Genomic DNA, 14,849 nt, shown 5'->3' with positions numbered 1-14,849 from the left:
GAATTCCGCTGCCCATTTCTCCACCTCAACCGAAAGCACCAATGCGCCACACCGGCGCGGAAACCGGAGATCCACCAGAATGAGACGCGCGAAAATCGTCGCCACCCTCGGGCCGGCAGCATCAAGCTACGAGCAGATCCGCGCCATTATCGACGCCGGCGTAGATGTCTGCCGCATGAACCTGAGCCACGGTGACTACACCGTGCACGAGGGCGTCTACGCCAACGTCCGCAAGGCCGCGAACGACTCCGGCCGCGCCGTCGCCGTGATGGTCGACCTGCAGGGCCCGAAGATCCGCCTCGGAAAGTTCGAGGGCGGCCCGTACGACCTCGCTGTCGGCGACATCTTCAAGATCACCACCGAGGACATCCTCGGCACCAAGGAACTCTCCGGCACGACGTACAAGGGCCTGCCCAACGACGTCAAGCCGGGCGACTTCCTGCTGATCGATGACGGCAAGGTCAAGGTCGAGGTCGTCGAGACCGACGGCACCGTCGTGACCACCCGCGTCATCGTCGCCGGCCCGGTGTCGAACAACAAGGGCATCAACCTGCCCGGTGTCGCCGTCAACGTGCCCGCCCTGAGCGAAAAGGACGAAGCTGACCTGCGTTGGGGCCTGCGCCTCGGCACGGACCTGATCGCCCTGTCCTTCGTGCGCAATGCGGCCGACATCGACCGGGTGCACGAGATCATGGCCGAAGAGGGCCGCAAGGTTCCCGTCATCGCCAAGATCGAGAAGCCGCAGGCCGTCGAGGCCCTCGAAGGCATCGTGGACGCGTTCGACGCGATCATGGTCGCCCGTGGTGACCTCGGCGTCGAGCTCCCGCTCGAAGCCGTGCCGATCGTGCAGAAGCATGCCGTCGAGCTGGCCCGCCGCATGGCGAAGCCGGTCATCGTGGCGACGCAGATGCTCGAGTCGATGATCCACAGCCCCGTCCCGACGCGCGCGGAGACGTCCGACGTCGCCAACGCCGTTCTCGACGGCGCCGATGCGGTCATGCTCAGCGGCGAGACCAGCGTCGGCGAGTACCCCGTGGTCACCGTTCAGACCATGGCTCGGATCGTCGCCTCCACCGAGGAGCACGGCCTGGAGCGGATCGCACCGCTCACCAACAAGCCGCGCACCCAGGGCGGCGCCATCACGCTGGCCGCCATCGAGGTCGCCGAGTTCGTCGAGGCCAAATTCCTCTGCATCTTCACCGAGTCCGGTGACTCCGCTCGCCGGATGTCACGCCTGCGGTCCTCGATCCCGATGCTGGCCTTCACGGTCGAACCCGCCATCCGCCGTCGCCTCGCGCTGACCTGGGGCGTGCAGACGTACCTGGTCGACCGGGTGACCCACACCGACTCCATGTTCGGTCAGGTCGACGACATCCTGCTCGGCCAGGGTCTGGCCGAGATCGGCGACAAGGTCGTGGTGATCTCCGGATCCCCTCCCGGAATCGCCGGTTCCACCAACGACATCCGGGTTCACCGCATCGGTGACGCACACAACGGTGTCGCTCCGGCGTACGCGGCTCAGCCGTAACCACCGGCAGCACCACAACGGCCCCGCGGAGACTTCCGCGGGGTCGTTGTCGTTCCCGGCAGGCCTCAGCCGGTCCTGAGCGCCCGTGCACCGGCGATGGGCGCCTGTGCAGGCGCGCACCGACATCCGCTGCCTCGAGCCATGGGTGAAGGCTGAGAGCGGCGTGTACGGCCGCTGAGTGGGGGAGACACCGCAGCCCGTCGCGGGAGTTATTCCGGGCGACGGGCTGCGGTGAGGTGGTACCGGTGGTGGGACTCGAACCCACACGTCCTTGCGAACAAAGCATTTTGAGTGCTCCGCGTCTGCCATTCCGCCACACCGGCTCACAACACCTGCACCAGAATACCGTAGGCTTTTGGCTGTGACCGACCAAGAGACTACTCCAGCACCCCCCCGCCGCGTCGTCGTAGCGGAGGATGAATCCCTCATCAGGCTCGACATCGTCGAGATCCTCCGAGACAACGGATTCGAAGTGGTGGGCGAAGCCGGCGACGGCGAGACCGCCGTGGCCCTCGCCACCGAGCTCCGGCCCGACCTCGTGATCATGGACGTGAAGATGCCCCACCTCGACGGGATCTCCGCCGCGGAGCGCATCACCAAGGCCCACATCGCCCCGGTCGTGCTGCTGACCGCCTTCAGCCAGAAGGAGCTCGTCGAGCGGGCGAGCGAGGCAGGCGCCCTGGCCTACGTGGTCAAGCCGTTCACGCCGAACGACCTGCTGCCGGCGATCGAGATCGCTCTCTCCCGGTACAGCCAGATCATCACGCTCGAGGCCGAGGTCGCCGACCTGGTCGAGCGCTTCGAGACCCGCAAGCTCGTCGACCGGGCCAAGGGCCTGCTCAACGAGAAGATGGGCCTCACCGAGCCGGAGGCGTTCCGCTGGATCCAGAAGGCGTCGATGGACCGCCGCCTGACCATGCACGACGTCGCCCAGGCCATCATCGAGCAGCTGTCCGCCAAGAAATAGCAGGCCACTGCGCCGTCACGAGAAAAGCGGGCCCGGTCGGGCCCGCTTTTTCGTGTCTGGGGGAGCGCGCTCCGGCGCCGGTCAGGCGCCGGCCGGCCGGTCCAGGATCAGGTTGGTGATCCGGATCGTGGAACAGCGCCGACCGGTGTCGTCGGTGACCACGATCTCGTGGGTGGTGAGGGTGCGGCCGAGGTGGATCGGCGTGCACACCGCGGTGACATAACCGGAGGTGGCCGAGCCGGTGTGGCTGGCATTGATCTCGATGCCGACGGCGAGCTTGCCCGGTCCCGCATGCAGATTCGCCGACATCGACCCGAGCGACTCACCCATCACCACGTATGCGCCTCCGTGCAGCAGCATCGCGGGCTGGGTATTGCCCGCTACCGGCATCCGTGCCACCGCCCGCTCGAGACTGAACTCGGTGAATTCGATCCCCATCTTGTCGGCCAGGTCGCCGGCGCCGCGCGCCTTGGTCCAGGCCAGGAAGTCGGTCTCGGGTGCGGGCGCGTCCTGCTCGGTCATGGTCACCTTCGGTTTGCCCTGCCCCACCGGATGCGGCTTGTAGGCTGGGTCTGTGTCGGAATCCAAGAAGCCTACCCTGATGATCATCGATGGCCACTCGCTGGCATATCGGGCGTTCCACGCCCTCCCCGTCGACAGTTTCCAGACCCAGGACGGGCAGCACACCAACGCCATCCACGGGTTCCTGTCGATGCTGCTGAGCCTGCTGCGCACCGAGAACCCCAGCCACATCGCCGTGGCCTTCGACATCTCCCGGTTCTCCTTCCGCACCCGCGACTACCCCGAATACAAGGGCACCCGCGCGGTGACACCCTCGGAGTTCAAGGGCCAGATCCCGCTGCTGCAGGAGGCCCTCAAGGCGCTGAACATCACCACCCTGACCAAGGACGACTACGAGGCAGACGACATCCTCGCGACCCTGTCGGTGCGCGGCACCGCCGAGGGTTTCGACGTCTTCGTCGTCTCCGGCGACCGGGACACCATCCAGCTGGTCAACAACACCGTGACGCTGCTCTACCCGGCCAGCCAGGGGGTGTCGGCGCTGACCAGGTACGACCCGGCCAAGGTGCGGGAGAAGTACGGCATCGCGCCAGAGCAGTATCCCGACATCGCCGCGCTCGTCGGCGAAACCAGCGACAACCTCATCGGCATCAGCAAGGTCGGGGAGAAGACGGCCGTGAAGTGGCTGGATCGGTTCGGCAGCCTGGACGCGATCCTCGAGCACGCCGACGAGATCACGGGCGTCGTCGGGGCCAACCTGCGTGAGCAGAAGGAGAACGCGATCCGGAACCGCCGGCTCAACCGGCTCGTGACCGACCTGGACCTTCCGGTCGAACTCGGCGACCTCGTCCGTGGCCCCATCGACGAGGAGGCCGTGCGGGCCGTTTTCGGCCGGCTGGAATTCCGCACCCTGCTCGACCGGGTGATCAAGCTGGAAGGCCTCGCGAACGGTGCCGGCGCCGGCAACGGCTCCGGCTCTGCTGCCCCGGTCGCCGAGGTCGCCGAGGCGGTCACGGCCCCCGTGCGGCGGGAGCTCCTCGACGAGGAACTCGCGACCTGGCTGGACCGGGTCACCGGCGCAGGCACACCGCTGGCCGTGACGGTGGAGCTGCTCGACGGCCTGCCGATCGGATTCGGCCTTGCCACCGCGACGGAGACAGCGACCGTCGCCTGGCAGCCCCACCGCGCCGACTACCTGCCGCTCGAGGAATGGCTGGCCGGACCGAGCCCGAAGGTCATGCACGACGCGAAACCCCAGGTGAAGGCGCTGCTGCGCGCCGGGCTCACCCTGGACGGGCTCGCCATCGACACACTGGTGGCCGGTTGGCTGCTGCGCCCGGGCGGCCCGGACAAGACCCTGGCCGACCTCGTCAAGCGGTACCTGGACGAGACCCTGCCCGTCGCCGACCCCAACCAGCTCGTGCCAGATGAGAGCCTGGCCGGCGGCGTGGCCGTGGACTCCTGGTACACCGTGCGGCTCGCCGCAACGCTGACCGGCCTGCTCGACCCCGGTTCGCTCGGCGTGCTGTCCGAGCTCGAGATGCCCACCCTGATGACCCTCGCCGGCATGGAACTGGCCGGGGTGGCCGTGTCGCACGACGAACTTGCGGCCCTGTCCACCGAACTGGCGACCACCGCAGCCGAACTGGCCGCTGGCGCATACGCCCAGATCGGCCGGGAGGTGAACCTGGGCTCGCCCAAGCAGTTGCAGGAGGTGCTGTTCGATCAGCTCGGCATGCCCCGCACCCGCGCCAACAAGACCGGTTTCACCACGGATGCCGGCGCCCTCGCCGACCTCCAGGCCAGCAACCCGCACCCGTTCCTCGACCTGCTGCTCAAGCACAGGGACGCCACCAAACTCCGCCAGATCGTGGAAACCCTCGACAAGGCGATCGACGACACCGGCCGCATCCACACCACCTACGTGCAGATCGGCACGGCCACCGGGCGGATCTCCTCGAACGACCCCAACCTGCAGAACATCCCCGTGCGCACGCAGGAGGGCCGCCGCATCCGGGCCGCGTTCCACGCCGGGGCCGGCAGCGAGTGCCTGCTCACCGCCGACTACTCGCAGATCGAAATGCGCATCATGGCGCACCTGTCCGAAGACGCCGGCCTGATCGAGGCGTTCAACGCGGGGGAGGACCTGCACCGGTTCGTGGGCGCCCGGGTGTTCGGGGTCGCCCCCGAGGACGTGACGGGGGAGATGCGCAACAAGGTCAAGGCCATGTCCTACGGCCTGGCCTACGGGCTCAGCGCGTTCGGGTTGTCCAAGCAGCTGCGCATCGAGTCCCGCGAGGCCAAGCAGCTCATCACCGACTACTTCGCCAGGTTCGGTGCCGTGCGCGACTACCTGCGCCGGGTGGTGGAGCAGGCGAAGGTAGACGGCCACACCACCACCATCTTCGGCCGCCGCCGGCCGTTCCCCGAGCTGAACAGCCCGAACCGGGTGCTGCGCGACAACGCCGAGCGGGCCGCGCTGAACGCCCCGATCCAGGGCTCCGCCGCCGACCTGATGAAGATCGCCATGAACAACATCGCCGCAGACCTGCGCGAGCAGGACCTGGCCAGCCGGATGATGCTGCAGGTGCACGACGAATTGATCTTCGAGGTCGCACCGGGCGAGTGGGATGCGCTGCGGGCCGTGGTCACCCACCGGATGGAAACGGCGGCCGACCTGCTGGTTCCACTGGACGTGCAGGTCGGCCGCGGCGCCAACTGGGACGCCGCCGCGCACTGACAGCCGGCGGGGCGGTGTTCTAGGCTCGGGGGATGACACGCAACGAACAGCGCACCCCCACCCCGGTCGACCAGATCGCCGAGCAGTGGGTTGACCGCCTGGTCGCGCTCGACCCGACGGTGGGCACCTACATCGGCCGGCCGGCCGATGGTTCGGGGTTCGCGGACTACTCGCCGGAGGGGCACGCCCGCTACATCCAGGCGGCCACAGACACCATCCGGGACCTGGATGCCACCGCCGTGGTCGACGACATCGACCGGGTCACCCGCACCGATCTGCGCAGCACCCTCGCGTTGGACCTGGAGAGCACCGACGCGGCGCTGCAGCTGCGCGACCTCAACGTCATCGCCTCCCCGGCCCAGGCCATCCGTGAGGTCTTCGACCTCATGCCCACCGGCACCGTCGAGGACTGGCAGGACATCTCCGCCAGGCTCGCCGCCGTCCCCGCCGCCATCGACGGCTACATCCAGACCCTCCGCCTGGGCATCGAACGCGGCATCACTCCCGCTCGCCGGCAGGTTCTCGAGGTGCTCGGCCAGGCCAGACGCAACGCAGCCAATGACGGCTTCTTCGCCCACTTCGTCGCAGACGCCGGGCTGGAGAACGGTTCGCTGCCGGCCTCGCTGGCCACCGACCTCGGCGCGGGCGCGCGCACCGCTGCGACGGCCTACGACACCCTCGCCGCGTTCCTCGCCGACGACCTCGCCCCACAGGCCACCGAACAGGATGCCGTCGGCCGCGAGCTGTACGCGCTCAGCTCCCGCCGATTCCTCGGCGCCACCATCGATCTCGACGAAACCTACGAGTGGGGAATCCAGGAGCTCGCCCGCATGGTGGACGAGCAGGAGAGTGTCGCCCGGCAGATCAAACCCGGCGCCACCGTGCTGGAGGCCATCGAGTTCCTCGACGGCGACCCGGCCAGGAAGCTGCACGGCACCGACGCGTTGCAGCGCTGGATGCAGGAAACCAGCGACAGGGCCGTCGCCGAGCTCGGGGAGACCCAGTTCGACATCCCGGAGGAGATCCGCCGGCTGGAATGCCTGATCGCGCCGACCCAGGAGGGCGGCATCTACTACACCGGACCCACCGACGACTTCTCCCGGCCCGGCCGGATGTGGTGGTCGGTGCCCGTCGGGGTGACCGAGTTCGATACCTGGCGGGAACTGACCACCGTGTACCACGAGGGTATTCCCGGGCACCACCTGCAGATCGGCCAGGCCGTCTACAACCGGGCCAAGCTGAACACCTGGCGCCGCCAGCTCGCCGGCACCTCCGGTCACGCCGAAGGCTGGGCGCTCTACGCCGAACGGCTGATGGAGCAGCTGGGCTACCTCGACGACCCGGCCGACCGCCTGGGCATGCTCGACGGGCAGCGGATGCGTGCGGCCCGGGTCGTGCTCGACATCGGTGTGCACCTCGGGAAGACCGTGCCGGACGGGTCCCAGACCTGGACGGCGGACTACGCATTCGACTTCCTCGCCCGGAACGTGAACATGAACGACGGCTTCGTCCGGTTCGAGGTCAACCGGTACCTCGGCTGGCCGGGCCAGGCCCCGTCCTACAAGGTGGGCCAGCGGATCTGGGAGCAGCTGCGGGACGAGGCCCAGGCCAGGGAGGGAGAGGCGTTCAACATCAAGGAGTTCCACCGCCGCGCCCTCGACCTCGGCGGGGTCGGCCTGGACACCCTGAGGAGCGCATTGCAGGCTGATACCGGGTTGCCCGAGAGGCCCGGAAACAGCTAAGCTTTACTGTCACGCTTGTGACGAATTAGCCGCTGCCAGTCGCGGATCATCAACATAAATCGTACGTCCTTCCCTTCTGGCCCGAATATGTCCATCCTGGAGCAACTACTACATGACAATCGCAACGACCGAACGGGCACCCAAGCAGGTCGCCATCAACGACATCGGATCTGCTGAAGACTTCCTTGCCGCGGTCGAAAAGACTCTGAAATTCTTCAACGACGGCGACCTCATCGAGGGCACCGTTGTGAAGATCGACCGCGACGAGGTTCTCCTCGACGTCGGCTACAAGACCGAGGGTGTCATCCCCTCCCGCGAACTTTCCATCAAGCACGACGTTGACCCCTCCGAGGTTGTCAAGGTCGGCGACCTGGTCGAGGCGCTCGTTCTGCAGAAGGAAGACAAAGAAGGCCGTCTGATCCTGTCGAAGAAGCGCGCTCAGTACGAGCGTGCATGGGGCGACGTCGAGAAGATCAAGGAATCCGATGGCGTTGTCACCGGTTCGGTCATCGAGGTCGTCAAGGGCGGGCTCATCGTCGACATCGGCCTGCGCGGCTTCCTGCCGGCATCGCTGATCGAGCTGCGCCGTGTTCGCGACCTGACCCCGTACCTGGGCCAGGAGATCGAGGCCAAGATCCTCGAACTCGACAAGAACCGCAACAACGTCGTTCTGTCGCGCCGTGCACTGCTCGAGCAGACTCAGTCCGAGAGCCGCACCACCTTCCTCAACAACCTCCAGAAGGGACAGGTCCGCAAGGGCGTTGTCTCGTCGATCGTCAACTTCGGTGCGTTCGTCGACCTGGGTGGCGTTGACGGTCTGGTTCACGTCTCCGAGCTCAGCTGGAAGCACATCGAGCACGCCAGCGAGGTCGTCGAGGTCGGTCAGGAAGTCACCGTCGAGATCCTCGAGGTCGACCTGGACCGCGAGCGCGTTTCCCTGTCGCTCAAGGCCACGCAGGAAGACCCGTGGCAGGTCTTCGCCCGCACCCACGCCATCGGCCAGGTTGCACCGGGTAAGGTCACCAAGCTCGTCCCCTTCGGCGCGTTCGTTCGCGTCGCAGAGGGCATCGAGGGCCTGGTGCACATCTCCGAGCTCTCCGGCAAGCACGTCGAACTCGCCGAGCAGGTTGTCTCGGTCGGCGACGAGGTGTTCGTCAAGGTCATCGACATCGACCTGGAGCGTCGCCGCATCTCGCTGAGCCTCAAGCAGGCCAACGACGGTGTCGACCCCGAGGGCACCGAGTTCGACCCGGCACTCTACGGAATGCTCACCGAGTACGACGACCAGGGCAACTACAAGTACCCCGAGGGCTTCGACCCGGAGACCAACGAGTGGCGCGAAGGCTTCGAGACCCAGCGCGAGAAGTGGGAGCAGGACTACGCTGCAGCCCAGGCTCGCTGGGAAGCACACAAGAAGCAGGTCGCATCCGCGAACGACGAGATCATCGCCCCCGGCGATGTCGCGTCCGCAGCGGGCAACTCGTTCACCAGTGAGGCTGCCGGAGCCGGCACCCTCGCCGACGACGAGGCGCTTGCCGCACTGCGCGAGAAGCTCAGCAGCTCCAACTAGTACGAGCACCATCCCGCACCGGCTTCGGCCGGTGCCCACAGGCCGGACCCTTCGGGGTCCGGCCTGTTCCGGTTCACCAACGCCCCTCCGTTAGCATGGGGCGGTGTACTTGATTGGGTTGACCGGCGGGATCGCATCGGGAAAGAGCACCGTGGCGAAGAGATTCGCCGAGCACGGGGCCGTGATCATCGATGCCGATCAGCTGGCCAGGGCCGCGGTCGCGCCTGGCACTGATGCTCTGGCGCACATCGCGGACATCTTCGGCCCCGAGGTCATCGCCGAGGACGGCAGCCTCAACCGGGCGCGCCTGGGCGCCATCGTCTTCGACAACCCGGCGGCCCTCAGCGTGCTCAACAAGGTCGTCCACCCCGCCGTGCGGCTGCTCTCCACCGCGGCGATCGCCGACGCCGAACGGGCCGACCCCGACGTGGTCATCGTCTACGACGTGCCGCTGCTGGTGGAGGCCTCCGTGGGGCACCCGTTCGACCTGATCGTTGTCGTGCACGCCGACGCGGACACGCGGGTGCAGCGCATGATCGAACTCCGCGGGATGGCCGAGGCGGACGCCCGCAGCCGGATCAACGCCCAGGCGGCCGATGTGGACCGGCTCGCGGTCGCGGACGTCGTGATCGACTCGATGGGCTCCCTCGAGCACACCATCGACCAGGTCGACCGGCTCTGGGATGAACGCCTGCGGGGGCTGCGGAGCACGCACTCCGACGCCGGTGTCGGTGGCGCTCCTTAGACTGGAAGCATGGAACCCACCCGCGCCGTTCACCCCTTCGAGGTCGTGAGCGAGTACACCCCCAGCGGTGACCAGCCGGCCGCGATCGCCGAGCTCACCGGCCGTATCAACGCCGGCGAGACCGACATCGTGCTGCTCGGTGCCACCGGCACCGGTAAATCGGCCACCACGGCCTGGCTGATCGAGCAGGTCCAGCGGCCCACCCTGGTGCTCGCCCACAACAAGACCCTGGCCGCGCAGCTCGTCAATGAGTTCCGCGAACTGATGCCGCACAACGCGGTCGAGTATTTCGTCTCCTACTACGACTACTACCAGCCTGAAGCGTACGTACCCCAGACCGACACCTTCATCGAGAAGGACTCCTCGATCAACGAGGAGGTGGAGCGGCTGCGGCACTCCACCACGAACTCGCTGCTCAGTCGCCGGGACGTCATCGTCGTCTCCACGGTGTCGTGCATCTACGGCCTCGGCACCCCCGAGGGCTACCTCGAGGCGATGGTGGCGCTGCAGGTCGGCCAGAAGGTCGACAGGGACGCCCTGATCCGCCGATTCGTGGCCATGCAGTACCAGCGCAACGACATCGACTTCTCCCGCGGGCACTTCAGGGTGCGCGGGGACACCATCGAGATCATTCCGATGTACGAGGAACTCGCCATCCGGATCGAGATGTTCGGCGACGAGATCGAGGCGCTGTACAGCCTGCATCCGCTCACCGGCGACGTGGTGAAGAAGCTCGACGCCGTCTCGGTGTTCCCCGGCTCGCACTACGTGGCCTCCACCGACGTCATGCAACGGGCGATGGTCACCATCCAGGAAGAACTCGCCGAGCGCCTCGGCCAGCTCGAACGCGAGGGCAAACTGCTCGAAGCCCAGCGTCTGCGGATGCGCACCAACTTCGACCTGGAGATGATGGAACAGATCGGCTTCTGCTCCGGCATCGAGAACTACTCCCGGCACATCGACGGACGCAGCGCCGGGGAGCCCGGGCACTGCCTGCTGGACTATTTCCCCGACGACTTCCTCGTCGTCATCGACGAGTCGCACGTGACCGTGCCCCAGATCGGCGCCATGTTCGAGGGCGACTCGTCCCGCAAGCGCACCCTGGTCGAGCACGGCTTCCGACTGCCCAGCGCCCTGGACAACCGTCCGCTGAAGTGGAACGAGTTCAAGGGCAGGGTCGGCCAGACCGTCTACCTGTCCGCCACGCCGGGCAAGTACGAGATGGGAATCGCCGACGGCATCGTCGAGCAGATCATCCGCCCGACCGGTCTGGTCGACCCGCAGATCATCATCAAGCCGTCTGCCGGTCAGATCGACGACCTGCTCGAGCAGATCCGCCTGCGCGTGGAGCGCAACGAGCGGGTGCTGGTCACCACCCTCACCAAGAAGATGGCGGAAGAGCTCACCGACTTCCTCACCGAAGCCGGCGTGCGGGTGCGCTATCTGCACTCCGACGTCGACACCCTGCGCCGGGTGGAGCTGCTCACCGAACTGCGCCAGGGGCTGTACGACGTGCTGGTGGGGATCAACCTGCTCCGGGAGGGCCTCGACCTGCCCGAGGTGTCCCTGGTGGCCATCCTCGACGCCGACAAGGAAGGGTTCCTGCGCTCCTCCACCTCGCTCATCCAGACCATTGGTCGAGCCGCCCGTAACGTGTCCGGTGAGGTGCACATGTATGCCGACCGGATCACCGACTCGATGGCCAGGGCCATCGATGAGACCGACCGGCGGCGGGAGAAGCAGGTGGAGTACAACACCCTGCACGGCATCGACCCCACCCCGTTGCGCAAGCGCATCGCCGACATCACCGACGCGCTCTCCCGCGAGGAGGCCGACACGGCCGAGCTGCTCGCCGGCCGGGACGCCAGGCGGCGCAGCCCCACCCCGTCGGTGCGCAAGGGCCTAGCGGCGAACGGCGCGAATGACCTCGAGTCGATCATCGCCGACCTCAACGCCCAGATGCTCGAGGCCGCCGGTGAACTCAAGTTCGAGCTGGCCGGGCGGCTGCGCGACGAGGTCGCCGAGCTCAAGCGGGAACTGCGGCAGATGGAGAAGGCCGGCCACCTGAACTAGCGCCGTGCCCCCGGCGTTCGCTGTCAGCGACCGTCAGGGGCACGTCGGTGGCACGGGAGTGTCGGTGGCACTGCATAGACTCGAATGGTGTCAATTTCAGAGGTAGAGCACGGCTCTCAACTCAGCGTCCGCGGCGCTCGCGTCCACAATCTTCACAACGTCAACCTCGACATCCCACGCGATTCGCTCGTGGTGTTCACCGGTTTGTCCGGGTCGGGAAAATCGTCGCTCGCCTTCGATACCATCTTCGCCGAGGGCCAGCGGCGTTACGTCGAGTCGCTCTCGGCGTACGCACGGCAGTTCCTCGGCCAGGTCGACCGACCCGACGTCGACTTCATCGAGGGTCTCAGCCCCGCGGTCTCGATCGACCAGAAATCCACCAACCGCAACCCGCGGTCCACGGTGGGCACCATCACCGAGATCTACGACTACATGCGCCTGCTCTGGGCCCGCATCGGCGTGCCGCACTGCGCCATCTGCGGTGAGATCATCCAGTCGCAGACCGTGCAGCAGATCGCCGACCAGCTGATGGAGATGGAGGACGGGGTCCGGTACCAGATTCTCAGCCCGATCGTCTCGCAGAAGAAGGGCGAGTTCGTCGACCTGTTCAAGGAACTGGCCGCGTCCGGCTACTCCCGCGCCATGGTCGATGGCACCCAGATTCAGCTGAATGAACCGCCCACGCTCAAGAAGCAGGTCAAGCACGACATCTCCGTCGTCGTGGACCGCCTCGTGGCGGGCCCCGACCTGCTCAGCCGCCTCACCGACTCGCTCGAGACGGCGCTGAAGCTCACCGACGGGCTGGTGCTGGTCAACTACGTCGACCTCGAGGGCGACGAGGCCTGGCAGAGCTACTCCGAGAAGCTCTCCTGCCCGAACAACCACCCGGTGCAGCTGACCGAGATCGAACCGCGCACCTTCTCGTTCAACGCCCCGTTCGGCGCCTGCCCGGAGTGCTCCGGTCTCGGCACCCGCATGTCGGTCGATGAAGACCTGCTGCTCGGCGACCCCGACCTCAGCATCGCCGAGGGTGTCGTGCTGCCCTGGACCACCCAGGGCAAGGGCCTCTTCCAGTACTACGAGAAGCTGCTCGACGGGCTCGCCCGCGACCTCAAGTTCAAGCTCACCACACCGTGGAAGAAGCTCAGCGACGAGGTGCGCACGGCCGTCATGCGCGGGGACAACTTCGAGGTCAAGGTCAAGTGGAAGAACCGGTACGGCCGGGAGATGAGCTACACCTCCGGCTTCGAGGGCGTGGTGCCATATATCGAGCGCCAGTTCCTGCAGGCGGAGACCGACACCCAGCGTCAGCGCTGGGGTGAATACCTGCGTGAGGTGGACTGCCCCGTCTGCGACGGCACCCGGCTGAAGCCCGAGGTGCTCGCCGTTCTGGTACACGAGAAGAGCATCGCCGACATCTGCCGGCTCAGCCTCACCGATGCGCGCCAGTTCATGGACAAGCTCGAGCTGACCGACCGCGAGAAGACCATCGCCGCCCAGGTGCTGCGCGAGATCAAGGTGCGCCTGGACTTCCTGCTCCAGGTCGGCCTGAACTACCTCAGCCTGGCCAGGGCGGCGGGCACCCTGTCCGGCGGTGAGGCGCAGCGCATCCGCCTGGCCACCCAGATCGGTTCAGGGCTGACGGGTGTGCTCTACGTGCTCGACGAGCCCAGCATCGGCCTGCACCAGCGTGACAACAGGCGCCTGATCCAGACGCTGGTGGCGCTCCGCGACCTCGGCAACACCCTGATCGTCGTCGAACACGACGAGGACACCATCAAGACAGCCGACTGGGTGGTCGACATTGGACCGGGCGCCGGCGTCAACGGTGGGCACGTTGTGCACTCCGGGTCCTACGCCGACCTGCTCACCAACACCGACTCGCTCACCAGCGACTACCTGTCGGGGCGCAAATCGATCGCGACCCCGACGGATCGGCGCGCCCTCGACCCCGAACGGGAAATCACCGTGGTCGGGGCCGAGGCGAACAACCTCAAGAAGGTCACCGTCAAGTTCCCGCTCGGCGTCTTCACCGCCGTCACCGGCGTCAGCGGATCCGGCAAGTCCTCCCTGGTCAACGACGTGCTCTACCGGGTGCTCGCCAACCGGCTCAACGGCGCCCGCAAACTGCCCGGCCGGCACACCAAGGTCACCGGCCTCGACCAGCTGGACAAGGTCATCCACGTCGACCAGGCCCCGATCGGGCGCACCCCGCGGTCCAACCCGGCCACCTACACCGGCGTGTTCGACAAGATCCGCACCCTGTTCGCGGAAACCATGGAAGCCAAGGCCCGCGGCTACCTGCCCGGCCGGTTCAGCTTCAACGTCAAGGGCGGGCGTTGTGAGGCCTGCTCCGGCGACGGCACGATCAAGATCGAGATGAACTTCCTGCCCGATGTGTACGTGGCCTGCGAGGTCTGCGGGGGAGCGCGGTACAACCGCGACACCCTCACCGTGCACTACAAGGGCAAGAACATCGCCGAGGTCCTGGACATGCCGATCAGCGAGGCGGCCGAGTTCTTCGAACCGATCTCGTCGATCCACCGGTTCCTCAAGACCCTCGTCGAGGTGGGCCTGGGCTATGTGCGCCTGGGTCAGAGCGCCACCACGCTCTCCGGCGGTGAGGCTCAGCGGGTCAAGCTCGCCACCGAGCTGCAGCGCCGGTCCAACGGCCGCAGCGTCTACGTTCTCGACGAACCGACAACCGGTCTGCACTTCGAGGACGTGCGGAAGCTTCTGCTGGTGCTGAACAGCCTCGTCGACAAGGGCAACACCGTGATCGTGATTGAGCACAACCTCGACGTGATCAAGTCCGCAGACTGGGTCATCGACCTCGGCCCAGAGGGCGGCTCCGGCGGCGGCAAGGTACTCGCCACCGGCACCCCCGAGCACGTTGCCAGCGTCAAGAAGAGCCACACCGGTATGTTCCTGAAGGAGGTCCTCGCCGCGGGTTAGGCAGGGG

9 protein-coding genes and 1 tRNA gene are annotated in these 14,849 nt (G+C 66.9%); 8 read left to right on the top strand and 2 right to left on the bottom strand.

Annotated features, from left to right (window positions below):
* The first annotated feature begins 79 nt into the window (after positions 1-79).
* Complete coding sequence (pyk, locus tag K2F54_RS00315) at positions 80-1,528, top strand: pyruvate kinase (protein ID WP_220603861.1); 1,449 nt, start codon at positions 80-82, stop codon at positions 1,526-1,528.
* 237 nt (positions 1,529-1,765) lie between these two features.
* Here pyk and K2F54_RS00310 read toward each other — a convergent pair.
* Positions 1,766-1,851 (bottom strand) — tRNA-Leu (locus K2F54_RS00310).
* Between the two features lie 38 nt (positions 1,852-1,889).
* Between K2F54_RS00310 and K2F54_RS00305 the strand changes: the two genes are divergently transcribed.
* Entirely contained in the window at positions 1,890-2,495 is a 606-nt protein-coding gene (locus K2F54_RS00305) for an ANTAR domain-containing response regulator (RefSeq protein WP_110127353.1), read from the top strand.
* 81 nt (positions 2,496-2,576) lie between these two features.
* Here the strand turns inward: K2F54_RS00305 and K2F54_RS00300 are convergent, their stop codons facing one another.
* On the bottom strand, positions 2,577-3,017 hold the full coding sequence (locus K2F54_RS00300; RefSeq protein WP_220604129.1) for a hotdog fold thioesterase: 441 nt from the start codon (positions 3,015-3,017) through the stop codon (positions 2,577-2,579).
* Positions 3,018-3,069: 52 nt separating this feature from the next.
* On the opposite strand from K2F54_RS00300, the gene polA reads away from it, so the two are divergent.
* The 6 genes from polA (at position 3,070) to uvrA (ending at position 14,842) form a co-directional block, all read left to right on the top strand.
* Entirely contained in the window at positions 3,070-5,757 is a 2,688-nt protein-coding gene (gene polA / locus K2F54_RS00295; RefSeq protein WP_220603860.1) for a DNA polymerase I, read from the top strand.
* Between the two features lie 32 nt (positions 5,758-5,789).
* Positions 5,790-7,499, top strand: coding sequence for a DUF885 domain-containing protein (locus K2F54_RS00290; RefSeq protein ID WP_220603859.1), 1,710 nt, complete (start codon positions 5,790-5,792; stop codon positions 7,497-7,499).
* Positions 7,500-7,611: 112 nt separating this feature from the next.
* Positions 7,612-9,069 (top strand): 30S ribosomal protein S1, encoded by a 1,458-nt coding sequence (rpsA, locus tag K2F54_RS00285; protein WP_220603858.1) that lies wholly within the window; start codon positions 7,612-7,614, stop codon positions 9,067-9,069.
* Between the two features lie 151 nt (positions 9,070-9,220).
* Complete coding sequence (gene coaE / locus K2F54_RS00280; protein ID WP_374107213.1) at positions 9,221-9,814, top strand: dephospho-CoA kinase; 594 nt, start codon at positions 9,221-9,223, stop codon at positions 9,812-9,814.
* 9 nt (positions 9,815-9,823) lie between these two features.
* On the top strand, positions 9,824-11,887 hold the full coding sequence (gene uvrB, locus K2F54_RS00275) for an excinuclease ABC subunit UvrB (RefSeq protein ID WP_220603856.1): 2,064 nt from the start codon (positions 9,824-9,826) through the stop codon (positions 11,885-11,887).
* A gap of 87 nt (positions 11,888-11,974) precedes the next feature.
* Positions 11,975-14,842 carry an excinuclease ABC subunit UvrA gene (uvrA, locus tag K2F54_RS00270; RefSeq protein ID WP_308287430.1) on the top strand — a complete coding sequence of 956 codons (2,868 nt, stop codon included), beginning with the start codon at positions 11,975-11,977 and terminating at the stop codon, positions 14,840-14,842.
* The last annotated feature ends 7 nt before the right edge of the window (positions 14,843-14,849 follow it).

The sequence above is a fragment of the Cryobacterium inferilacus genome, from assembly GCF_019599185.1.
In the GTDB taxonomy this organism is placed as follows: domain Bacteria; phylum Actinomycetota; class Actinomycetes; order Actinomycetales; family Microbacteriaceae; genus Cryobacterium; species Cryobacterium inferilacus.
Note: the sequence above shows the minus strand (reverse complement) of the source record. Positions and strands in the feature narration are given on the sequence as shown.